The organism is Streptomyces sp. NPDC003036 (genome assembly GCF_040611175.1).
Classification (GTDB): Bacteria; Actinomycetota; Actinomycetes; order Streptomycetales; family Streptomycetaceae; genus Streptomyces.
On sequence record NZ_JBEXNO010000029.1, the window covers coordinates 67,296 to 89,463 of the forward strand.

General features: G+C 73.3%; 16 protein-coding genes. 5 read left to right on the forward strand and 11 right to left on the reverse strand.

The features are described from left to right. Positions 1-45: 45 nt before the first annotated feature. Positions 46-621: a M48 family metallopeptidase gene (locus ABZX67_RS21850; RefSeq protein WP_355362626.1), complete on the reverse strand. Its 576-nt coding sequence runs from the start codon at positions 619-621 to the stop codon at positions 46-48. 200 nt (positions 622-821) lie between these two features. Between ABZX67_RS21850 and ABZX67_RS21855 the strand changes: the two genes are divergently transcribed. Both ABZX67_RS21855 and ABZX67_RS21860 read left to right on the forward strand, forming a co-directional pair. Beyond that, positions 822-1,970, forward strand: a complete 1,149-nt coding sequence (locus ABZX67_RS21855; RefSeq protein ID WP_355362628.1) for a ThiF family adenylyltransferase — start codon at positions 822-824, stop codon at positions 1,968-1,970. A 63-nt stretch (positions 1,971-2,033) separates the two neighbouring features. Continuing rightward, positions 2,034-3,410, forward strand: a complete 1,377-nt coding sequence (locus ABZX67_RS21860; RefSeq protein ID WP_355362630.1) for an AarF/ABC1/UbiB kinase family protein — start codon at positions 2,034-2,036, stop codon at positions 3,408-3,410. A gap of 54 nt (positions 3,411-3,464) precedes the next feature. Here the strand turns inward: ABZX67_RS21860 and ABZX67_RS21865 are convergent, their stop codons facing one another. The 5 genes from ABZX67_RS21865 to ABZX67_RS21885 form a co-directional block, all read right to left on the reverse strand. Continuing rightward, the gene (locus tag ABZX67_RS21865) at positions 3,465-3,662 is read right to left on the reverse strand and encodes a hypothetical protein (RefSeq protein WP_355362632.1); all 198 of its coding nucleotides are present in this window, start codon (positions 3,660-3,662) and stop codon (positions 3,465-3,467) included. Positions 3,663-3,776: 114 nt separating this feature from the next. Beyond that, positions 3,777-4,106, reverse strand: a complete 330-nt coding sequence (locus tag ABZX67_RS21870; protein WP_355362634.1) for a hypothetical protein — start codon at positions 4,104-4,106, stop codon at positions 3,777-3,779. Continuing rightward, positions 4,103-4,480, reverse strand: a complete 378-nt coding sequence (locus ABZX67_RS21875) for a WhiB family transcriptional regulator (protein WP_355362636.1) — start codon at positions 4,478-4,480, stop codon at positions 4,103-4,105. Before ABZX67_RS21875 ends, ABZX67_RS21870 begins: the two co-directional genes overlap by 4 nt. 169 nt (positions 4,481-4,649) lie before the next feature. Beyond that, positions 4,650-4,982: a hypothetical protein gene (locus tag ABZX67_RS21880; RefSeq protein WP_355362638.1), complete on the reverse strand. Its 333-nt coding sequence runs from the start codon at positions 4,980-4,982 to the stop codon at positions 4,650-4,652. Positions 4,983-5,148: 166 nt separating this feature from the next. Next, positions 5,149-7,329: an ATP-dependent DNA helicase UvrD2 gene (locus tag ABZX67_RS21885; RefSeq protein ID WP_355362640.1), complete on the reverse strand. Its 2,181-nt coding sequence runs from the start codon at positions 7,327-7,329 to the stop codon at positions 5,149-5,151. Positions 7,330-7,523: 194 nt separating this feature from the next. Here ABZX67_RS21885 and ABZX67_RS21890 point away from each other — a divergent pair, with 194 nt between their 5' ends. After that, positions 7,524-7,766, forward strand: coding sequence for a mycoredoxin (locus ABZX67_RS21890; RefSeq protein WP_355362642.1), 243 nt, complete (start codon positions 7,524-7,526; stop codon positions 7,764-7,766). An 11-nt stretch (positions 7,767-7,777) separates the two neighbouring features. Here ABZX67_RS21890 and nudC read toward each other — a convergent pair whose 3' ends face one another. From nudC to ABZX67_RS21915, 5 genes are all read right to left on the reverse strand, one after another. Further along, positions 7,778-8,722, reverse strand: a complete 945-nt coding sequence (gene nudC, locus ABZX67_RS21895) for an NAD(+) diphosphatase (RefSeq protein WP_355362644.1) — start codon at positions 8,720-8,722, stop codon at positions 7,778-7,780. Between the two features lie 36 nt (positions 8,723-8,758). Continuing rightward, complete coding sequence (locus ABZX67_RS21900; RefSeq protein WP_355362646.1) at positions 8,759-10,225, reverse strand: dipeptidase; 1,467 nt, start codon at positions 10,223-10,225, stop codon at positions 8,759-8,761. Positions 10,226-10,235: 10 nt separating this feature from the next. Beyond that, entirely contained in the window at positions 10,236-13,709 is a 3,474-nt protein-coding gene (locus ABZX67_RS21905; protein WP_355362648.1) for an ATP-dependent DNA helicase, read from the reverse strand. Between the two features lie 56 nt (positions 13,710-13,765). Beyond that, positions 13,766-17,098 carry an ATP-dependent DNA helicase gene (locus ABZX67_RS21910; RefSeq protein WP_355362650.1) on the reverse strand — a complete coding sequence of 1,111 codons (3,333 nt, stop codon included), beginning with the start codon at positions 17,096-17,098 and terminating at the stop codon, positions 13,766-13,768. Between the two features lie 69 nt (positions 17,099-17,167). Beyond that, on the reverse strand, positions 17,168-17,602 hold the full coding sequence (locus tag ABZX67_RS21915) for an MGMT family protein (protein WP_355362652.1): 435 nt from the start codon (positions 17,600-17,602) through the stop codon (positions 17,168-17,170). 170 nt (positions 17,603-17,772) lie between these two features. Between ABZX67_RS21915 and ABZX67_RS21920 the strand changes: the two genes are divergently transcribed. Both ABZX67_RS21920 and ABZX67_RS21925 read left to right on the forward strand, forming a co-directional pair. After that, entirely contained in the window at positions 17,773-20,409 is a 2,637-nt protein-coding gene (locus tag ABZX67_RS21920; RefSeq protein ID WP_355362671.1) for a lysylphosphatidylglycerol synthase domain-containing protein, read from the forward strand. Between the two features lie 113 nt (positions 20,410-20,522). Further along, the gene (locus ABZX67_RS21925; protein ID WP_355362654.1) at positions 20,523-22,109 is read left to right on the forward strand and encodes an alpha/beta hydrolase; all 1,587 of its coding nucleotides are present in this window, start codon (positions 20,523-20,525) and stop codon (positions 22,107-22,109) included. Positions 22,110-22,168 lie beyond the last annotated feature (59 nt).

Below are 22,168 nucleotides of genomic sequence, written 5' to 3' on the forward strand. Positions count from 1 at the left end.
ACATCGAGCCAAGCCGGTACACGTTCGGTACAGGATCGGTGAATATCACTCTCCGCGAGCGGGCGGCGGATGCGGCAGGCGCGCCGCCGCGACGACTCCTTCGAGATAGCCGCGGGCCCGCTCGGTACGGGGGTACGCCTCCAGCAGCCGCCAGAACCGCGGCCCGTGGCCCGGCACGAGGAGGTGGGCCAGTTCGTGGACGAGTACGTAGTCGATGACGTACTCCGGCATGCCCTGCAGCCGGTGCGAGAGGCGGATGCTGCCCTCCCCGGGCGTGCAGGAGCCCCAGCGGGTGTTCTGATTGGTCACCCATCGCACGGACGTGGGCCTGGCCCGGCCCTCGAAGTACTGGTCGGACAGGCGCGCGGCGCGCTCGGCCAGTTCGCTGTCGCCCGGGGTGCGCCTGCTCTCCTGGGCCGCGAGTTTGTCGAGCATCACGGACACCCAGCGGCGCTCCTCCGCCTCCGACATGCGGGCGGGGATGAGCACGATCGTCCGGTCGCCCTCGCGGTAGGCGGATACCGTCCGGCGGCGCCGGGAGCTCCTTCGGACCTCGACCGCACTCGTCCCCGAGGGGCGTGGCGGGTCGCTGGCCAGGCTGGGCTGTGGGTCGGCGGGCACGCCCCGACGTTACCCGCTGTCAGCGGGGGAAGTCCCCCCTCCGGACTGGTTCCCGCATGATCCATCCATAGCCTGCACCATTTGAACGACTAAACGACTAATACATCGGCCCTGTGGACAACGCTCGGCCGGTATCGCCCGCGACGGGCATTCTGGCTGCACGGATCAACGGGGATTCGGCAGGGATCACGGGGGCGGATATGCATCCGATGGTGAAGCCCGCGCTGCGGCGGGCATGGCGGAATCTGCAGTTCGTGCAGTTCGGGGCGACGCCCGCGCATGCGGTGGTGCTGGGCCCGGTGGACACGACGACGGGCAGTCTGCTCGGCCTGTTCGACGGGACGCGGGGGCTCCCGCTGCTGCGCGAGGAGGCGCGGGCGCTGGGGCTGCCGGAGGGCCGCATGGAGGCGCTCGTCGCCCGGCTTGCGGAGGCGGGGTTGCTGGACGACGCGGCGGCGGGCGATCCGGCGGCGGACGCGTTGCGCAAGGAGGACGGCGCGCTCGACCGGCTGCGCGCCGATCTGGCGTCGCTCTCCGTCGTCCACCGTGAGCCGGGCGGTGCGATACGGCGGCTGGCGGCCCGCCGGTCGATGCGGGTGCAGGTGCGGGGGGCCGGGCGCGTGGGCGCGAGCATCGCGGCGCTGCTGTCCGCGTCGGGCGTCGGCCGGGTGGAGGTCCTGGACGGCGATCGGGTGGAGCCGTGGGACGTCGCGCCCGGCGGGTTGCCGGCGGAGGCGGTGGGCGAGCGGCGGGACGCGGCGGCCCGGCGGCTGGTGGGCAGGGCGGCCCCGGCCGGCCGCGCGCCGCGGACCGCACCGCGCGCGGGGCGCCCGGCGGGCTCGGAGCCGGGGCTGTCGCTGGTCGTGGTGGCTCCGCGGGACGGGCTGTCGGCGTACGCCCCGGACCCGCTCACCGCGGACGACTGGGTGGCCACGGGGACACCCCATCTGTACGCGGGGGTCGTCGAGGCCACGGGTGTGGTGGGGCCGCTGGTGCTGCCCGGTGGCACGGCGTGCGCGCGGTGCCTGGATCTTGAGCGGGCGGATCGCGACCCGGCGTGGCCGCGGATGCTGGCGCAGTGGCGCTCGGGCCGGCGGAGCCGGGTGCCGGCCTGCGACCTGGGCCTGGCGACGGCGGCCGCGGGGCTGGCGGCGGCGCACGCGCTGGCGTTCCTGGACGGGGAGCTGCCCGCGAGCACGGGGACCCGCTGGGAGACATCGCTGCCGCTGCTGGACTGGCGCGCGGAGCGGATCGCCCCGCATCGCGACTGTACCTGCGGCGCGGCGGGCCGCGGAGAGGGGGAGCGCACCTCGGGGACGGGGGCCGGGCAGGACACAATGGCGGGGTAACGGGCATCAACGCAGTCATGCCGGAGGCAACGCGGCACGGCAGTCTGGGATTTGGAGGGGCGCATGTCTGATCTTCCCCGGAAGGCGGTAACCCGTACCGCCAAGTTGGCCGCGTTGCCGCTGGGCTTCGCAGGTCGGGCCACATGGGGCCTGGGCAAGCGGATCGGCGGCAAGTCGGCGGAGATAGTGGCCCGGGAGCTGCAGCAGCGGACGGCGGAGCAGCTGTTCCGCGTGCTGGGCGAGCTGAAGGGCGGTGCGATGAAGCTCGGGCAGGCGCTGTCCGTCTTCGAGTCCGCGCTTCCGGAGGAGGTCGCCGGGCCCTACCGTGCGGCGCTCACCAAGCTCCAGGAGGCGGCTCCGCCGATGCCGACCCGCACGGTCCACTCGGTGCTGGAGGAGCGGCTGGGCGCGGAATGGCGCGAGCTGTTCCTGGAGTTCGAGGACAAGCCGTCGGCGGCCGCCTCGATCGGCCAGGTGCACCGGGCCGTGTGGCACGACGGCCGCCAGGTGGCGGTGAAGGTGCAGTACCCGGGGGCGGGCGACGCGCTGCTGTCCGACCTGACACAGCTGAGCCGTTTCGCCCGGCTGCTGGGGCCGCTGGTTCCGGGCATGGACATCAAGCCGCTGATCACCGAGTTGCGTGACCGGGTGGCGGAGGAGCTGGACTACGGCCTGGAGGCGGACGCGCAGCGGCAGCACGCGGTGGAGTTCGCCGACGATCCCGATGTGGTGGTGCCGGATGTGGTGCACCAGAGCGATCAGGTGCTGGTGACCGAGTGGATCGAGGGCATACCGCTGGCGGACATCATCGCGGACGGTACGCCGGAGCAGCGGGACCGGGCGGGGCAGTTGCTGGCGCGGTTCCTGTTCTCGGGTCCCGCCCGCACGGGTCTGCTCCACGCCGATCCGCACCCGGGCAACTTCCGGCTGCTGCCCGCGGCGGACGGCGAAGAGGGCGACTGGCGGCTGGGGGTGCTGGACTTCGGCACGGTGGACCGGCTGCCGGGTGGTCTGCCGGACACCATCGGCACCTGTCTGCGGATGACCCTGGAGGGGGAGGCGGAGACGGTCTACGACCTCCTGTGCGCGGAGGGGTTCGTCAAGGAGACGATCGAGCTCGACCCGGATGCGGTGCTGGAGTACCTGCTGCCGATCATCGAGCCGGCGGAGGCGGACGCGTTCGCCTTCACGCGCGGCTGGATCCGCGCCCAAGCCGCACGGATCGCCGATGTCCGGTCTCCCGCGCACCAGTTGGGCAAGCAGCTCAACCTGCCGCCGTCCTACCTGCTGATCCATCGGGTGACGTTGAGCACCATCGGTGTGCTGTGCCAGCTGAACGCGACGGTGCGACTGCGGGACGAGCTCGAGTCGTGGCTGCCGGGCTTCCTACCGGAGGAGGATGGCGAGGAGGACGCGGCCGTGGTGGAGGTCCAGGCCTGAAACGGCTGGTGGTGCGGTTCCGGTCGGTGGACCGCGCCACCGCCGTCACCGCCGTCACCACCAAGCGGAGTCGAGTCTGCTTTCGATGGCTCTGAGGTGGGCGCGGGCGCAGTCGTCGCAGAAGTAGCGGCGGCTGCCGTTCTCCACGGAACAGGTCCAGGTCACCGGCAGCTTGTCGGCGGTCTTGCCGCAGCGGGAGCACACCACGCTCTGCTTGCCCTGCGGCTCGGGGGGAGGAGTCCGCTCGTTCACTACGAGACGATAACTCCGCCGGGGCCCGGGCCCGCGCGCAACGCACCGCGGGGGCCGATCCGTTCGGACCGGCCCCCGCGAGGTTCCACTGTCTGGCTCAGTGCCCTGGGGCACTTAGTGCATAACAGCCATGGCCAGAGCTCGGCGGGCGCGCAGCGAGACACGCTCGGCGCGGCGCTGCATGCGGCGGGCGGCAACCAGGCGCACGGCCTGGCGTTCCGCGTTCACTTCCCGCATGCGCTCGTGCATATGGGCACGGGCCAGGGCTTCTTGGAGGAGTTGCATCTCACGGTTCCTGTTCTGACGCGAGACGTTCGCGCCGATGGTGGTGACAGCTGGGGTGGTGGCGGAGCCGTTGGGCTCGCTCGCGGAAGAGGACATGGGGGCCTGCTTCTGGGGATCGTGCGTCAGGGGGCGGTCGATGGTTCCGGCAGTGGCGTTCATGCCACGACCGGGTTCTTGCGCGGGCGGCCACGCGGCCGCTTGCGGGCGACGACCACGCCCTGGACGAAGAGCTCACCGCCCCAGACGCCCCACGGCTCGCGCCGCTCCTTGGCGCCCGCCAGGCAGGCCTCCATGAGCGGGCAGGTCCGGCAGAGGGACTTGGCGTACTCGACGTCGGCCGGCGACTCGGCGAAGAAGACCTCCGGGTCGTAAGCGCGGCAGGGAACGGGTACGCCCAGGTTCTCGATGGCGTCGTCGAGCGCGGTGAGCGCGGTGAGGGGGGCGAGGGGGGTCAAAGCGGGGTCCTCCGTGAGGCCGGGCGGGGGGATCGTCTGTGAAGGCGGTACGGACGGGGCGTGCGCTTCGAGTTGCACGGTTCTGTCTTCCTCGTCTGGTCGGTCCGGCCTGTTGGCCGGTGGGCTGGTACCGGGTTCTGCCTTGTCCCGAGGCCCCTTCGCTCCGTCTCCCGCATCAGGGAAAACAGAAGGGCCGCGGATCCCGGGTGGGGTTCCGCGGCCCTGAAGGCGCCGGCCTGATGCTGGATCAGGCTGGATCACTCCAGGGTTCGAGCCCACGGAAGGCCCACATCGTGTGGTGGTGCTGCGTCTGCTTCTTGGTTTCGGCACCGGTCGCCGCAAAGGCATAGGCCTGGGCCTGCGCCTTCACTACTGCTGCTTCCAGTGCCTCGGTCGGTCGCTCATTGCGCTCCCGGACGGGAAGACCCATCGGAAGCATGGCGGGGCGCTCGGCCACGAGGCCGGACAGACCGGTGCCAGGGAACGCCGAACCGGAGAGGCCGAGCGAGCAGGCGGAGACGACCGAGGGATCGGTCATTTTGGCGGTGGTGCTGATGGAGCTGGCGTTGATGCTGATCACTGGAATCGCCTCCTCTCGGCGTCTCGGGGGGATCGGTCGGAGCCGGTCCCGCGCGTATTCGGATAAGTACAGCACAAGGACAGGGCTTCAGAGAAGCCGCTGTTCTCGTGGTTAAGAACCTATGGGGATCACTGCTGTGGGCGCAAACTATTTTTCCGACGAGTTTTCAGGAGTCCTCCTCCTCGCCGCCGCCAACCTCCTGACCTGCGCAGATGGCCAGGACATCGGCGCCGAAGCGGTCCAGTTTGCGCGCCCCGACGCCCGAGATGGCGGCGAGCTCACCGTCGGTGGACGGGACGGCCTCGGCGATCGCCATCAGCGTCTTGTCGGTGAAGACGCAGTACGCGGGCTGGCCCAGCTCCTTGGCCTGCTCCGACCGCCACTCGCGCAGGCGCTCGTAGAGGCCCTCGTCCATGTCGGAGGGGCAGCCCTCGCAGCGCATCAGCTTCATCTCGCCGGCGTCGGTGAGGGTGGTGCCGCACACCCGGCACTGCACCGGTCCGCGGCGCTTGCGGCGCGAGCCGCCGCTGCCGCGCTCGACGCCGCCGCCCCCGCCGGCGGCACGGGTCCCGGGGAGCGCCGAGCCGGGGCGCAGTCCGGCGAGGAAGCGGGTGGGGCGGCGCGAGGCGCGGCCGCCGGGCGAGCGGGACAGGGCCCAGGACAGCGACAGGTGCAGCCGGGCCCGGGTGACGCCGACGTACAGCAGGCGGCGCTCCTCCTCGACCTGCTCGTCCGTCTTGGCGTAGGTGATCGGCATCATGCCCTCGGTGAGGCCGACCAGGAACACGGCGTCCCACTCCAGGCCCTTCGCCGCGTGGAGCGAGGCGAGGGTGACGCCCTGGACGGTCGGGGCGTGCTGGGCGGCGGCGCGCTCGTCGAGCTCGGTGACCAGGTCGCCGAGCGTGGCGTCCGGCCGGGCGCGGGCGAAGTCCTCGGCGAGCCGGACCAGGGCGGCCAGCGACTCCCAGCGGTCGCGGACGGCACCGGAGCCGGCCGGGGGCTCGGTGGTCCAGCCCTTGGTCGACAGCACGGCCCGCACCTGCGAGGGCAGGTCTCCGGCGTCGTCGAGCAGCGGGTCGTTCCCCCCGGCGCGGGCCGCGCCGCGCAGGGCGATGCCCGCCTCCCGCACCTCGGCGCGCTCGAAGAAGCGCTCGGCGCCGCGCAGCTGGTAGGGCACGCCGGCGTCGGCGAGGGCCTGCTCGTACACCTCGGACTGGGCGTTGATCCGGTAGAGCACGGCGATCTCGCCGGCCGGGACGCCGGCGGCGATCAGGTCGCGGATGCGGCGGGCGGTGCCCTCGGCCTCGGCGGGCTCGTCGGCGTACTCCGTGTAGGCGGGCTCGGGGCCCGGGTCGCGCTGGGAGACCAGCTCCAGGCGGTGCTCGGCGGCCCGGCCGCGGGCCTGGGCGAGGAGCCCGTTGGCCAGGTGGACGACCTGTGGCGTCGAGCGGTAGTCGCGGACGAGCTTCACCACGGTGGCGTTGGGGTGCCGGGCGCGGAAGTTCAGCAGGTGGTCGGGGGTGGCGCCGGTGAAGGAGTAGATCGTCTGGCTGGCGTCGCCGACGACGCAGAGGTTGTCCCGGTCGCCCAGCCACAGGTCGAGGAGCCGCTGCTGGAGGGGCGAGACGTCCTGGTACTCGTCCACCACGAAGTGGTGGTACTGGCGGCGGATCTGCTCGGCGATGTCGTGCCGGTCCTGGAGGATGCCGACGGTCAGCAGCAGCACGTCCTCGAAGTCGATGACTCCGCGGTCCCGCTTGAGCTGCTCGTACATGGCATAGATCTGGCCAATTTCGGCGGGGTCGCGGGGAGCGTCGCGCTGGGCCTTGGCTACCGCGGCCGGATAGTCGGCGGGGACCGTCTGGGTGACCTTGGCCCACTCGATCTCGCTGGTGGTGTCGCGCAGCTCATTGCGGTCGAGCCGGATGCGGCAGCGCGCGGCGGCCTCGGCGACCAGCTGGATCTTGCGCTCCACCAGGCGGGGCAGCTCGCCGCCGACGGCTTTCGGCCAGAAGTACTGGAGCTGGCGCAAGGCGGCGGAGTGGAAGGTGCGGGCCTGCACGCCGCCCGCGCCGAGCTGGCGCAGCCGCCCGCGCATCTCCCCCGCGGCCCGGTTGGTGAAGGTGACGGCCAGCACACTGGCGGGCGCGAGTATGCCCGCCCGCACGCCGTACGCGATCCGGTGGGTGATCGCGCGCGTCTTGCCCGTGCCGGCACCCGCCAGCACGCACACCGGACCGTGCAGGGCCGTCGCCACCTCGCGCTGCTCGGGGTCGAGCCCGTCGAGCACCGCGTCGGCCGTCTGAGGGACCTGCGGGAAGAGAGTGGAGTCCGTTGCTGCTGTCACCCTGCCATGCTGCCAGGTCGGCGACGGCGGTCCCGCCGGTTGTCCACAGGACGGGGGCTCCGGTCGTACTAATCGTGCGCTGAGTCACCACATGGACGCCCCCGGGAATGACCGGCGGCAGGCATACGTTCTGTCTCCGGGTGCCGCGACCGGTTCGGCACCCGCCCCCAGTGAACGCGAGGAGCGCAGAGACGATGCAGGGCACCCTGACGATGTACAGCACGACGTGGTGCGGCTACTGCCGGCGGCTGAAGAGCCAGCTGGACCGCGAGGGCATCGCGTACACCGAGATCAACATCGAGCTGGACCCTGAGTCGGCCGCGTTCGTCGAGAAGGCCAACGGGGGCAACCAGACCGTGCCGACCGTGCTCTTCGCGGACGGCACGACGCTGACCAACCCCTCGCTGGCCCAGGTCAAGCAGAAGATCGGCGCCTGACGGAAACCCGCTCAGGCGGCGTTTCCGGGCTTCGGCAGCGGCTTGCCGTACCAGAGCTCGATCAGTCGGGCCGCGATCGAGATTCCGTACGGGGGAAGAACCTCACCGGACTCGAACGCGGCCCGCAGCTCGTCGCGGGAGAACCAGCGGGCCTCCTCGATCTCGTCGCCATCGACGTTGATCTCGGAGGACGTGGCGCGCGCCATGAATCCCAGCATCAGGCTCGACGGGAAGGGCCACGGCTGGCTGGCGACGTACTCCACCTCGCCGATCGTCACGCCGGCCTCCTCATAGACCTCGCGCGCGACCGACTGCTCGATCGACTCGCCCGGCTCGACGAAGCCCGCCAGCGTGGAGAAGCGGCCCTCCGGCCAGTGGACCTGGCGGCCCAGCAGCGCGCGGTCCTGCTCGTCGGTGACCAGCATGATCACCGCCGGGTCGGTGCGCGGGTAGTGCTCGGCGCCGCAGGCGGGGCAGCGGCGAATGTGACCGGCGGCCGCGATCACCGTGCGCTCGCCGCAGCGGGAGCAGAAGCGGTGCATCCGCTGCCAGTTCTCCAGCGCCACCGCGTGCACCAGCAGCCCCGCGTCACGCGGTGACAGCAGCAGCCCCGCCTCGCGCAGGCCGGCCGGGCGGGCCGACTGGTCCATGCGGCCCGGCAGCGCGTCCTTCTGCAGCGCGAAGTAGCTCACGCCCTCCGCGTCCGTCCCCAGGAAGTACCGGTGGGTCTCCGTGACCGGGGCATCGAAGGACGGAGTCATGACCAGTTCGGTGCGGCCGTCGGGGGTGTCGTCGACCAGGGCCTGCCCGCCGGAGACCACGAACACCCGGGTCGTCGGGTGGCTCCACGCCGCGGCCAGCCACGCCTCGTCCAGGCGGTGGTGTGCCGCGCGGTCGATGCCGCTCGGGGCCGTCAGGCTGATCGGCCGGTGGGCTTCGTTGCTCATCGTGCTCACTGGTGGTTCCAACTCCCCCGGGTGATGGGTGTCTGTTCAGCGGAGTGCGGCGGCGGACTGTGCTGCCGGCGGCGCCGTGGGCGGTCCTGCGGGCAGTGCCGTGGAGAGGTCGCCCCACAGGTGGGCGGTCGCCTCCACGCCCTTGAGCAGCAGGTCGAGCTCGACCTTCTCGTTCGGCGCGTGCCAGCCGTCGGACGGTACGGAGATGCCGAGGAACAGCACCGGGGCTCCCAGGACGTCCTGGAGGTCGGCGGCCGGGCCGGAGCCGCCCTCGCGCGTGAAGCGGATCTTCGCGCCGTCGAAGGCCGTGCTCATCGACCGTGCGACCGCCTGGAGGGCCGGGTGGCCGAGCGACGTCAGGCACGGGCGGGTGGAGGCGCCGAAGACGATCTCGTGGCGGATGCCCGCCGGGAGGCGGGCGGCGACCCAGTCGCGTACGGCCGCTTCGATCTTGTCCGGATCCTGGTTCGCGACCAGCCGGAACGACAGCTTCAGATGGGCGGAGGCCGGGACGATCGTCTTGCCGCCGGGGCCCTGGTAGCCGCCGCCGATGCCGTTGACCTCGGCGGTCGGGCGGGCCCAGACCCGCTCCAGCGTGGTGTAGCCGGTCTCGCCGAGGGTGGCGTACGACTTCGCCGTGGCCAGCCAGGAAGCCTCGTCGAAGGGCAGCTCCGCGATCAGCTCGCGCTCGCGGTCGGTGAGCTCCGCGACGTCGTCGTAGAAGCCGGGGATCGTGACGCGCTCGTCCTCGTCGTGCAGGGCCCCGACGAGGCGGGCGGCCGCCGTGGCCGGGTTCGGGACGGCGCCGCCGAAGGCGCCCGAGTGGAGGTCCTGGTCGGGCCCGTACAGGGTGATCTCGCAGTCGGCGACGCCGCGCAGGCCGGTGCAGACGGTGGGGGTGGTCTCCGACCACATGCCGGTGTCCGAGACGATCACGGCGTCGGCGGCGAGGCGGGTGCGGTGCCGCTCGACGAGCTCCCGGAAGTGCGTCGAGCCGGACTCCTCCTCGCCCTCGATGAGCAGCTTGAGGGTGACGGCCGGTGCGGTGCGGCCGGTCAGCGCGAGGTGCGCGCGGACGCCCAGGGTGTGGAAGAACACCTGCCCCTTGTCGTCGGCGGCACCGCGCGCGTAGAGGCGGTTTCCGAGGACGACGGGGTCGAAGGGATCCGTGTTCCAGCCGTCCTCGCGGGCCGCGGGCTGGACGTCGTGGTGGCCGTAGACCAGGACGGTGGGTGCCGCCGGGTCCCCGGAGGGCCACTCGGCGAAGACGGCCGGGGCGCCGGCACCGTCCCCGGTCTCCCAGACCTCGGCGACCGGGAAGCCGGTCTCCGCCAGCTTCGCGGCGAGCCACTCGGCGCTGCGCCGTACGTCCGGGGCGTGAGCGGGCTGCGCCGACACGGACGGGATGCGCAGCCACTCGGCGAGGTCGTCGAGGAAGGCGGCGCGGTGCTGCTCTATGTACGTACGTACGGTCTGGACGGCGCTGTCCGGGGTGTCGCTCATGCCCTTGAGCCTATCCGGGATCGGGGGTCGGCCCGTCGGGCGTCCCACGGAGCAGGATGCGCTCGATCTCGGCACGTCCGGGCAGGTGGTCCGGGCGGACGACGTCACCCGTGCGTACGTAGACGAAGGCCGCGCCGACCGCCTCCGGGTCGAGCCCGTGCTGCTCGGCCCAGGCGAGGCGGTAGACCGCGAGCTGGAGGGGGTCGGCGGTGTGGGAGCGGTTCGTCTTCCAGTCGACGATCTCGTACGCACCGCTCTCGCGGTCGCGGTAGACGGCGTCGATGCGGCCGCGGACGACCCGGCCGGCGAGGGTGAGCTGGAACGGCGCCTCCACGCGGTACGGGGTGCGGTGGGCGTACGGCGTGCGCTCGAACGCCTCCTTCAGCGCGGCGAGGTCCCGTTCGTCGGCGATCTCGGGCTCGTCGGCGTACACCTCCCCGCCGGGCAGCTCGTCGGGGCCCAGCATCGGGAGCGGCACCGCGCCGAAGCGGGCCTCGACCCACGCGTGGAACCGCGTCCCGCGGCGCGCGGCGGGCTGCGGGGGGCGCGGCATGGGCCGGGCGAGCTCCTGCGCGAAGCCGTCGGGGTCGGCGGCGAGGCGCAGCAGCTGCGAGGCGGACAGCGATGCGGGGAGGTGTACGTCGCGGGTGGTCGCGCGGGCGCGGAGGAGCTCGGCGGTGAGGGCGTCGAGGTCGCGGTCCCAGGAGGCGATGGTGCGGGCGTCTTCGGGGGTGAGCCTCTCCCCCGCCTGTACGCCCCTGTCCGCAGGGGCGTCGGCGGCTTCGCCGCGCCGGGGGGCGGGCACGGCACCGCTGCCGGCGTCGGCTTCGGCGTACGCCCCCGCGTCGGGCTCCTCGGGCGCGAGGTCGTCCCAGTCGTCCCAGTCCGCGAGGTCCTCGGGCAGGGGTTCGTCCGGATCGACAGGCTCGTCGGACCACGGCTCGTCGACGTCGGCGTCGGCGTCGGTACCGGCAACCGCCGGAGGCTCCGGGTCCCCCTCGGTCTCCAGGTACCGCAGCACCCGCTCCGCGGCCGTGCGGCGGCGGGCGAGGGAGGCGGGGTCCAGCGGGAGGGGCCAGGGCTGGTCCGCCGAGGACTCGTCCAGGGCCGGGTTCTCGGCGTCCTCGGCGGGTTCGTCGGCCCAGGCCTCGATCTCGCCGAAGCCCGCCGCGCAGTGGTCGTACAGGGCGTGCAGGAACGGCGACGGGCCGCGCGGACGCTTCTGGGTGGGGCCCCACCAGTGCGCGGAGGCCAGCAGGAGGGAGCGGGGGCGGGTGAAGGTCACGTAGCCGAGGCGGAGCTCCTCGGTGTGCTGGTGGTCCTTCATGGCGTCCTTGAAGGACTTGAGCGCCTTCGCGTCCCAGTCCTCGACCGCCGGGAGGGTGGGGGCGTCGCCGCGCAGGGCGTGCGGCAGGACCTGCGGCTGGGCGGTCCACGACTCGCGGGACCTGGTGCTGGGGAACTGGCCGGTGACCAGGCCGGGGACGGCGACGACGTCCCACTCCAGGCCCTTGGACTTGTGGGCGGTCAGGACCTTGACGGTGTTCTCGCCGCCGGGCAGGGCGTTGTCGAGGCCCTTCTCGTACTGGGCCGCGGTGCGCAGGAAGCCCAGGAACGCCAGCAGCGTCGCCTCGCCGTCCAGGGAGGCGAAGCGGGCCGCTATGTCGAGGAAGTTGGAGAGGGTCTCGCGGCGGCGGGCGGCCAGGGCGTGCGGGGAGGCGGAGAGCTCGACCTCCAGGCCGGTGGTGGCGAGGATCCGGTGCAGGACGTCCATCAGCGGGTCTGCGAGGGAGCGGCGCAGGTCGCGCAGCTCGGCGGCGAGGCGGGCGAACCGGACCCGGGCGTCGGCGGAGAAGGGCAGGCCGTCGTCCTCGCCACCGCCGTCCAGGAAGGTGTCGAGGGCGTCGGCGAGGGAGACGACCTCGGCCGGGTCCACGCCCTCGACCGCCGCCGCCAGCCGCTCGTCGGGGTCCGTGGCGCCGTCGCGGTCCCGGTGGACCAGCAGCCGCGCGCGGCGGCCCAGCAGCGCCAGGTCGCGGGGGCCGATCCGCCAGCGCGGGCCGGTGAGGAGGCGTACGAGGGAGGCGTTGGCGCCGGGGTCCTGGAGGACCTCGCAGACGGCGACCAGGTCGGCGACCTCCGGGAGGTGCAGCAGCCCGGAGAGGCCGACCACCTCGACGGGGATGTCGCGGGCGACGAGCGCGGCCTGGATCTCGGGGAAGTCGGTCGCCGTACGGCACAGGATCGCGATCTCGCCCGGCTCCTTGCCGGTGCGTACGAGGTGGGCGATGGAGTCGGCGAGCCAGGCGATCTCCTCGGCCTGGGTGGGCAGCAGCGCGATGCGCACGGTGCCGTCGCGCTCGGCGCCGGGCGCGGGGCGCAGGGCCTCCACGCCCGCGTGCATGGCGCGCAGGGGGGCGGCGAGGCCGTTGGCCAGGTCGAGGAGGCGGCCGCCGCTGCGGCGGTTCTCGCTGAGCGCGAAGCGGGTGGCGGGGGTCCCGTCCGCGTACGGGAAGTGCTCGGGGAAGTCGTCCAGGTTCGCCACGGAGGCGCCGCGCCAGCCGTAGATGGCCTGGCAGGGGTCGCCCACGGCGGTGACGGGGTGCCCGGTGCCGCCGCCGAACAGCCCGGACAGCAGCAGCCGCTGCGCGACGGACGTGTCCTGGTACTCGTCGAGGAGGACGACGCGGAACTCGTCCCGCAGGATCCGCCCCACCTCCGGGCGGGTCAGCGCGAGCTCGGCGGAGAGGGCGATCTGGTCGCCGAAGTCCAGCAGGTCGCGCTCGCGCTTGGCCGCGCGGTAGCGGATGACGAGGTCGGCGAGCTCGCGGCGCGCGGCGGCGGTCTCCGGGACCTTGCGCAGGTCGGCGTTGGTGAGGCGGGCGGTCTCGAGGGCGGCGAGGAGGTCGGAGTCGTACGCGAGGAGGTCGGCGGGGCGTACGAGGTGTTCGGCGAGCTCGGCGTCGAGGGCCAGGAGGTCGCTGACGAGCGCGGGGAAGGACTTGGTCAGCGCGGGGTACGGGCCGGGCGCCTCGCGCAGCACGCGGGCGGCGAGCTGGTAGCGCGTGGCGTCGGCGAGGAGGCGGGCGGTGGGCTCCAGGCCGAGGCGCAGGCCGTGGTCGGTGAGCAGCTGGCCGGCGAAGGCGTGGTACGTGGAGATGCGCGGCTCGCCGGGCGGATTGTCCGGGTCGATGACGTCGGGATCGGTGATCCCGGCCCGCACGAGCGCCTTGCGGACGCGCTCGGCGAGCTCGCCGGCCGCCTTGTTGGTGAAGGTCAGACCGAGGACCTGCTCGGGCGCGACCTGGCCGGTGCCGACCAGCCAGACCACCCGGGCGGCCATCACCGTCGTCTTGCCGGAGCCGGCTCCGGCCACGATGACCTGCGGGGCGGGCGGCGCGGTGATGCAGGCCGTCTGCTCCGGGGTGAACGGGATGCCGAGAAGCTCCTTGAGCTGCTCGGGGTCGGTGAGGCGAGTGGTCACGGTCATCGAGGCTAACCGGCCGCACTGACAGTGCTGCCCCGACGATCACCGGGCGCTCACTCGACGATGTGGCGGCCCTCGGGGCGGGCGCTGCACGACGCCCGGAACGCGCAGTGGTCGCAGTGCTTGCCGGTGGCCGGGGTGAAACGTTCGTCCAGGACGCGTCCGGCGGCGGTGGCGAGGAGGTCGCCGACCCACTCGCCGCTGAGCGGCTCCTGGGCCTGCACCTTGGGCAGCGCCTCCCCGCCCTCCTTCTTGGGGGCGGCCTGGCGCAGGTGGACGAGTTCGGCGCCGCCGGGCTCGGGGCGGCGGCCGTCGAAGACCTCGTCGACGGCGCCCTCGCGGACGGCGAGCTGGTAGACGGCGAGCTGGGGGTGGTGGGCGACCTCGTCCTTGGTCGGCGCCTGCTTGCCGGTCTTGAAGTCGACGACGTAGGCACGGCCGTGCTCGTCGGCCTCGACGCGGTCCATGGAGCCCCGGATGCGCACCTCGTACGCGCCCGCCTCCAGGGTGACGTCGAAGTCGTGCTCGGTGGCGGCGGGGGTGCGGCCGCCGCGGTCCATGACGTGCCAGCGCAGGAACCGCTCCAGCGCCACGCGCGCGTGCTCCTTCTCCTGGGCGGACTTCCAGGGGGCGTCGAAGGCGAGCGCGTCCCAGACGGAGTCGAGGCGCTCCATGAGGACGGCGAGGTCGGCGGGGGTGCGGCCGGAGGCGACCTCGTCGGCGAGGACGTGGACGACGTTGCCGAAGCCCTGGGCGGCGGTGGCCGGGGCGTCCGCCTTGACCTCGCGGCCCAGGAACCACTGGAGGGCGCAGCTGTTGGCGAGCTGGTCCAGGGCGCTGCCGGAGAGCGCGACGGGCCGGTCGCGGTCCCGGAGGGGCACGGCGGAGTGCGTCGGGTCGTACAGGCCCCACCAGCGGTAGGGGTGGGCGGCCGGGACGAGCGGCTGGCCGTCCTCGTCGGTGAGCGCGGCGAGCCGGGCGAGGCGCCGGGCGGCGGCGTCGCGCAGCTCCTCGGACGCCTCGGGGTCCACGGTGGTGGCGCGCAGCTCGGCGACGAGCGCGGCCACGGCGAGGGGGCGGCGGGGGCGGCCGGTGACGTCCTTCGGCTCGACGCCCAGCTCGGTGAGGAAGCGGGAGGGCTGGTCGCCGTCGTCGGCGGGCGCCTTGACGGCGGTGACGACGAGGCGGTCGCGCGCGCGGGTGGCGGCTACGTAGAAGAGCCGGCGCTCCTCGGCGAGCAGCGCGCCGGGGGTGAGCGGTTCGGCGAGGCCGTCGCGCCCGATGCGGTCGGCTTCGAGGAGGGAGCCGCGGCGGCGCAGGTCCGGCCAGAGGCCCTCCTGTACGCCGGCGACGACGACCAGGCTCCATTCGAGGCCCTTGGAGCGGTGCGCCGTCATCAGCCGTACGGCGTCGGGGCGGACGGGCCGCTTCATGAGGGTGTCGGCGGCGATGTCCTGGGCGTCGAGCTCCTCCAGGAAGTTCAGGGCGCCGCGGCCGCCGGTGCGCTGCTCGGCGCGGGCGGCGGTCTCGAAGAGGGCGCACACGGCGTCGAGGTCCCGGTCGGCGTTGCGGCCCGCCGCGCCGCCGCGCAGCGCCGCCCGCTGGAGCCTGGCGGGCCAGGGGGTGCCGTCCCACAGGAGCCACAGGGCCTCCTCGGCGGTGCCGCCGTCCGCGAGGAGCTCGCGGGTGCGGCGCAGGAGGCCGCCGAGCCGCTGGGCGCCGCGCGCGTAGGCGGGGTCGTGGGCGACGAGCCGCTCCGGTTCGGCGAGGGCGCGGGCGATGAGCGTGTCGGAGGGCGGCGGGAGCTTGTTCCCGCCGACCCGCTCCTCGTCGCGCAGCGCCCGTCCCAGGCGCCTGAGGTCGGCGGCGTCCATGCCGCCGAGGGGCGAGGTGAGGAGGCTGATGGCCGTCTCGGGGTCGAGCCACCCGGCGGCCGCCTCCTCGACGGGGGCCTCACGGGCCTCTGGGGTTATCGGAACGCCGTCCTCGGGCGCCGCCGTCTGCCCGAGCGCGGCCGTCGCCGTGGCGCGCAGCGCCGTCAGCAGCGGGGCCACCGAGGGCTCGTGGCGCAGGGGGATGTCCGGGGCGTCGACCTCCAGGGGCACGCCGGCGGAGGTGAGGGCGCGGCGCAGGGCGGGGATCGTACGGGCGCCCGCGCGGACCAGGACCGCCATCTCCTGCCAGGGCACCCCGTCCTCCAGGTGGGCGCGGCGCAGGATGTCCGCGATGTTGTCGAGCTCCGTGGAGGGGGTCGGGAAGGTGTACGCCTCCACGCGGCCGCCCGCGCGCACCGCGGCCGGCTCCCGGTGGGCGCGGACCTTGTCGCCCGGGAGGCGCGGCAGGGGCATCCGCGCGGTCAGCAGGCGCGTGGCGGCCAGCAGGGCCGCGCCCGAGCGCCGCGAGGTGGTCAGGACGGCGACCGGCGCGGGGGTGCCGTCGGCGCGGCGGAAGGTGTGCGGGAAGTCAAGGATGCCGTTGACGTCGGCGCCCCGGAAGGCGTAGATCGACTGGTCCGGGTCGCCGAACGCGTACAGGGTCCGCCCGCCGCCCGCGAGCGCCCTCAGGAGCCGGACCTGGGCGGGGTCGGTGTCCTGGTACTCGTCGACGAACACCGCGTCGTACGCGGGCAGCGCCACGGAATGCGCGTCCGCCAGCAGCACGGCCCGGTGCACCAGCTCGGCGTAGTCCAGCACGCCCTGCATGTCGAGCACGTCGAGGTACTCGGCGAGGAACTGCGCCGCCGCCGACCAGTCGGGCCGTCCCTGGCGCGCCGCGAAATCACCCAGCGCGCGCGGGCCGAGCCCCAGCTCGCGCGAGCGGGCCAGTACGGCGCGGACCTCGTCGGCGAAGCCGCGCGTGGTCAGGCAGGCGCGCAGTTCGTCGGGCCAGTGGACCCGGGCCAGCCCCTCGCGCTCCAGGTCCAGCTGGCCGGCGAGCAGCTCGCGCACGGCGAGGTCCTGCTCGGGGCCGGACAGCAGCCGCAGGGGTTCGGAGAACAGGGCCGCGTCCTGGTGGGCGCGGATCAGGGCGTAGCAGTAGGAGTGGAAGGTGGTGGCCTGGGGGGCGCGTGCGCCGGGGATGCGCGCTGCCATCCGGTCCCGCAGCTCCACCGCCGCCTTGCGGCTGAAGGTGAGGACCAGGAGCCGTTCCGGATCGGCGCCCTGGGCGATGCGGGCGGCGACCGCCTCCACCAGGGTGGTGGTCTTGCCGGTGCCCGGACCGGCCAGCACCAGCAGGGGCCCTTGGGTGTGGTCAACCACCGCACGCTGCGATGCGTCCAGGAGAGGGGGGCTCACGGGAGCCGGCGGGGTACGCACCAGCCGGTACGCGCCGGGAGTGCGCTCCCGGTACGGCGTACGCCCGGTGGTGGTGGAGGAGGAGCTCACGTTGGATCGCCGGTCCTGGTGGGTGTGCTGGTGGTGAAGGGCAACAACGTTACGCGGACGGCGGCACCGTCATGCGCCGCTCGCCGCGTCACCTGCATCACCTGTATCACCTGCGTCACCGAGAGGCGCCTCGCCGCCGTCCCAGCGCGCCCGTCGCATGTCGAGGCGCGGCAGGTGCCCCTCCTCGGTGCTCGGGGCGGCGCGCAGCGGGGTGCCCTCCTCCCGGTAGTGCGCGAGGGCCCGCAGTTCGTGCCCGGGCAGCAGCCGCCCGTCGGCCCGCACCACGCGCCACCAGGGCACGGCCCCGCCGTACAGCGCCATGACGCGGCCCACCTGGCGAGGTCCCCCCTCCTCGAGCCACTCGGCGACGTCCCCGTACGTCATCACCCGGCCGGGCGGGATCAGCTCGGCGACTTCCAGGACCCGCTCCGCGTACTCGGGAAGCGCGGGCGGTTCGGAAGGGTCGGAAGGGTCCGGAAGCCCCTCAGGCTTCTGCGTACTCATCCGGACCATCCTGCCCCACGCCACCGACACCACGGTCCGCGCACCCTGATGCCCTCCGCCGGCACCAGGTCATGCCACCATCTTCCGGGCGGTGAGGGCGGTGACCGGTGATACGAGATCAACAAGACAGAGGCACCATGAAGGGGCAGGATGTACGGCCTCTCGGGGAGATGCAGAAGGAGACGGTATGCGTGAACGCGGAGGGGCCCATCGACCGCGTCTCCGGTGACGAGCCGCTTCTCGCCGCCCGCGTACACCGCCCGTCCGATCTGCTGCGGCTGCTCATCGGTCTCTTCGCGATCGCCGTCGTCCTGGCCATCGCCGCGTTCGCCCAGGCCACCACGTCCGGCCTGGAGCAGGACATCAACGAGCGCACCGGCCAGGCGTCCGACCTCTTCGTCAAGCTCGCCGGTCTCGCCTCCAGCATCGCCGTGCTCCTGGTGCCCGTCGCCTTCGCCATCGAGCGGCTGATCAAACGGGACGGCCTGCGCATCGCGGACGGCGTCCTCGCCGCCGTACTGGCGCACGGGGTGACGCTCGCCACCGACCTCTGGGTGGCCCGGGGCGCGCCCGGCACCATTCAGGACGCGCTGACGCAGCCGCAGGCCGGGGGCGGGCTCACCGACCCCGTGCACGGCTATCTGGCACCGGTCATCGCCTATATGTCGGCCGTGGGGATGGCCCGCAGACCGCGCTGGCGGGTGGCCCTGTGGGTGGTGCTGCTGCTCGACGCGTTCACCATGCTGGTGGCGGGCTACACCACTCCCCTCTCGATCATCCTGACCATCCTGATCGGCTGGACCGTCGCCTATGGCACGCTCTACGCCGTCGGCTCCCCCAATGTGCGGCCCACCGGGCAGACGCTTCTCGCCGGTCTGCGCCACGTCGGGTTCCGTCCGGTCAGCGCGATGCGCGCGGAGGACGTGTCCGAGTCGACCGAGCAGGGCGACCGGGGCCGACGCTATCTGGTCACCCTGGAGGACGGCCCTCCGCTCGACGTCACGGTCGTCGACCGCGAGCAGCAGGCGCAGGGATTCTTCTACCGCCTGTGGCGCAGGATGACGCTGCGCGGCATCACCACCCGCCGTTCCATCCAGTCGCTGCGGCAGGCGCTGGAGCAGGAGGCGCTGCTGGCGTACGCGGCGATCGCCGCCGGGGCCAGCGCGCCGAAGCTGATCGCCACCTCCGAGCTCGGTCCGGACGCCGTGATGCTGGTGTACGAGCACCTGGGCGGGCGCTCCCTGGACGCGCTGACGGACGAGGAGATCACCGACGAGCTGGTGCGCGGCGCCTGGGAGCAGGTCAGGGCGCTGCAGTCGCGGCGCATCGCCCACCGCAGGCTCACGGGTGACGCGATTCTGGTGGATCGTTCCGGCAAGGTGATCCTCACGGATCTGCGGGGCGGGGAGATCGCCGCCGGTGATCTGGTGCTGCGGATGGACATCGCGCAGCTGCTGACCACGCTGGGCCTGCGGGTCGGCGCGGAACGCGCGGTGGCCGCCGCCGTCGAGGTGCTCGGGCCGGACAAGGTCGCCGACTGCCTGCCGCTGCTCCAGCCGATCGCCCTCAGCCGCTCCACCCGCGCCACGCTGCGCAAGCTCGCCCGGGAGCGCGCGGAGCGCGAGCGTGAGGCGGTCCTCAAGGCGTCCGACGAGGCCCGGCAGGCGCGTCTGGAGGCCGCGGCGGAGCACGGGCAGCCGGAGGGCGCCGTCAAGGACGAGAAGGCCGAGCGCAAGGCCGTCCGGGCCGAGAAGCAGGCCGAGAAGCGGGCGCTGGACGAGGCTTTGGACGAGGCCCGCGAGGAGGACCTGCTCGCGCAGATCCGGCGGCAGGTGCTGCTGATCAGGCCGCAGGCGCCGGTGGAACCGGTGCGGCTGGAGCGGATCAGGCCCCGCACCCTGATCAGCCTGATCGCCGGGGCCATCGCGGCGTACTTCCTGCTGTCGCAGATCGCCCGCACGCCGCTGTCGACCATCGCGCACGCGGACTGGGCGTGGGTGGCGATGGCCGTGCTCTTCTCCGCGCTGAGCTATGTGGCGGCGGCGATGAGCCTGCTCGGCTTCGTACCGGAGCGGGTGCCGTTCGTGAGGACGGTGGTGGCTCAGGTCGCGGGCTCGTTCGTGAAGATCGTCGCCCCGGCGGCGGTCGGCGGCGTGGCGCTGAACACCCGCTTCCTCCAGCGGTCCGGCGTACGGCCCGGCCTGGCGGTGGCGAGCGTCGGCGCCTCGCAGCTCTTCGGCCTCGGCGCGCACATCCTGCTGCTGCTGGCCTTCGGCTATCTGACGGGCACGGAGAAGACGCAGGACTTCACGCCGTCCAGGACGGTCATCGCGGGCCTGCTGACGGTCGCCGTGCTGGTGCTGGTGGTCACCGCGATCCCGGCCCTGCGCAAGTTCGTCTCGACACGGCTGCGCTCGCTGTTCGCGGGTGTGGTGCCGCGCATGCTGGACGTGCTCCAGCGGCCGGGCAAGCTGCTCACCGGCATCGGCGGCATGCTGCTGCTGACGGCCATGTTCGTGCTGTGCCTGGACGCCTCGATCCGCGCGTTCGACCAGGGCGACCAGCAGCTGAGCTACGCCAGCCTCGCCGTGGTGTTCCTGGCCGGCAACGCGCTGGGCTCGGCGGCGCCGACGCCCGGCGGTGTCGGCGCGGTGGAGGGCGCGCTCACCTTCGGCCTGGTGGCGGTGGGGCTTCCGCTGGAGGTCGCGACGCCGGCGGTGCTGCTGTACCGGCTGCTGACGCTGTGGCTGCCGGTGCTGCCGGGGTGGTTCTCGTTCAACTTCCTGACGCGTAAGGGTTGGCTCTAGCCAGAAGGGCTCGCTCTGGAAGAGCCCCGGCGACGGGCCCTGGCCACGGGCCCGGCCACCCGCATGGACCGCCGTCGCGGGCGGCGGGCGGAGCACCGGCGCAGCATGGGGGCATGCCGACGCCCACCCGCGCCCGCGCCCACCGGCGTACCGCCGTGCTCGCCGTGGCGAGCGCCGCGACCGCCGCCGCCGTCCTGCTCGCCGCCGGGTGCTCCGACGGCGGCAAGGACGGCGGGGCCCCGGACCAGCCCACGGACCTGGCGGCCCAGGAACTGGAGTGGTCCGCGTGCCGTGCCCCGTCCGCCGAGGAGGGCAGCGGAACGGCCCCCTCCCCGCTGCCGGGCGGCGCGCGATGGGAGTGCGCCTTCATGGAGGCGCCGCTCGACTACGAGGACGTGGAGGGCGACACGATCGAGCTCGCCCTGATCCGGGCCAGGGCCACCGATCCGGCCCGGCGGATCGGCTCGCTGATCTTCAACTTCGGCGGCCCCGGTGGCTCCGGCATCACCGCCCTGCCCTCCTTCGCAAAGGAGCTGGAGGAGCTGCGCACCCGCTACGACCTGGTCAGCTTCGACCCGCGCGGGGTCGGCCGCAGCGAGGGCGTGGAGTGCCAGGACGACCGGGAGCTCGACGCGTTCCTCTCCCTGGACGCGTCACCGGACGACGCCCGGGAGGAGGAGGCGTACCAGAAGGGCCTGAAGGACTTCGCGGCCGCCTGCGAGGAGAACTCCGGTTATCTGCTGCCCCACGTCGGCACCGTGGACGCCGCCCGGGACCTGGACCTGATCAGGGCGGTCCTCGGCGACGACAAGCTGCACTACTTCGGCATCTCGTACGGGACCGAACTGGGCGGCGTCTACGCCCACCAGTTCCCCGAACGGGTCGGGCGCGCCGTCTTCGACGCCGTCGTCGACCCCACCGGCACCGCCGAACAGGGCGCGCTCGCCCAGACGAGGGGGTTCCAGCTGGCGTTCCGGAACTTCGCGGCCGACTGCGTGAAGCGCGGCGAGGCCTGCAAGCTGCCCGGCGGCAGCGTGGAAGAGATCGAGAAGTTCGTCGGAGACCTGCTCGCCCGGCTCGACAAGAAGCCCGTCGCGGGGATGGGCGACCGCAAGCTCGGCCAGACCCAGGCGGTCAACGGCATCGTGCAGGCGCTGTACTCCAAGCAGTACTGGCCGTATCTGGAACAGGGCATCGACGAGGCGGACGGTGGCCAGGGCGCGCTGCTCCTCGCCCTGTCGGACTCCATGAACGGACGCGACCAGAACGGCAACTACAACAACCTCCAGGCGGCGAACACGGCGATCGGCTGCGTCGACGACAAGGCGCGGTTCTCGCTGGAGGACGCCAAGGCGAAGCTGCCCGAGTTCCGGGAGGCGTCCCCGCTCTTCGGCCCCTTCCTCGGCTGGGGCCTGAGCGGCTGCTCCCACTGGCCTGTGCCCGGTACCCGGGACCATCCCGACGTCAGCGCCAAGGGCGCGGCGCCCATCCTCGTCATCGGCAACACCGGCGACCCGGCGACCCCGTACGGAGGTGCCAAGAGGATGGCGGAGGCCCTGGGCAAGGGCGTCGGGATCGAGGTCACGTACCGGGGCGAGGGCCACGGCGCCTACACCAGCGGCGACGCCTGCGTACGCAGGACGGTGAACGACTACCTGCTGGACGGCAAGGTCCCGCGCTCGGGGACGGTCTGCCCGTAGGGCGCCTCCGGGCGGCCGTACGCCGCCCGGTGCGGCTCGGCGTCGTCACTGTCAGTGGC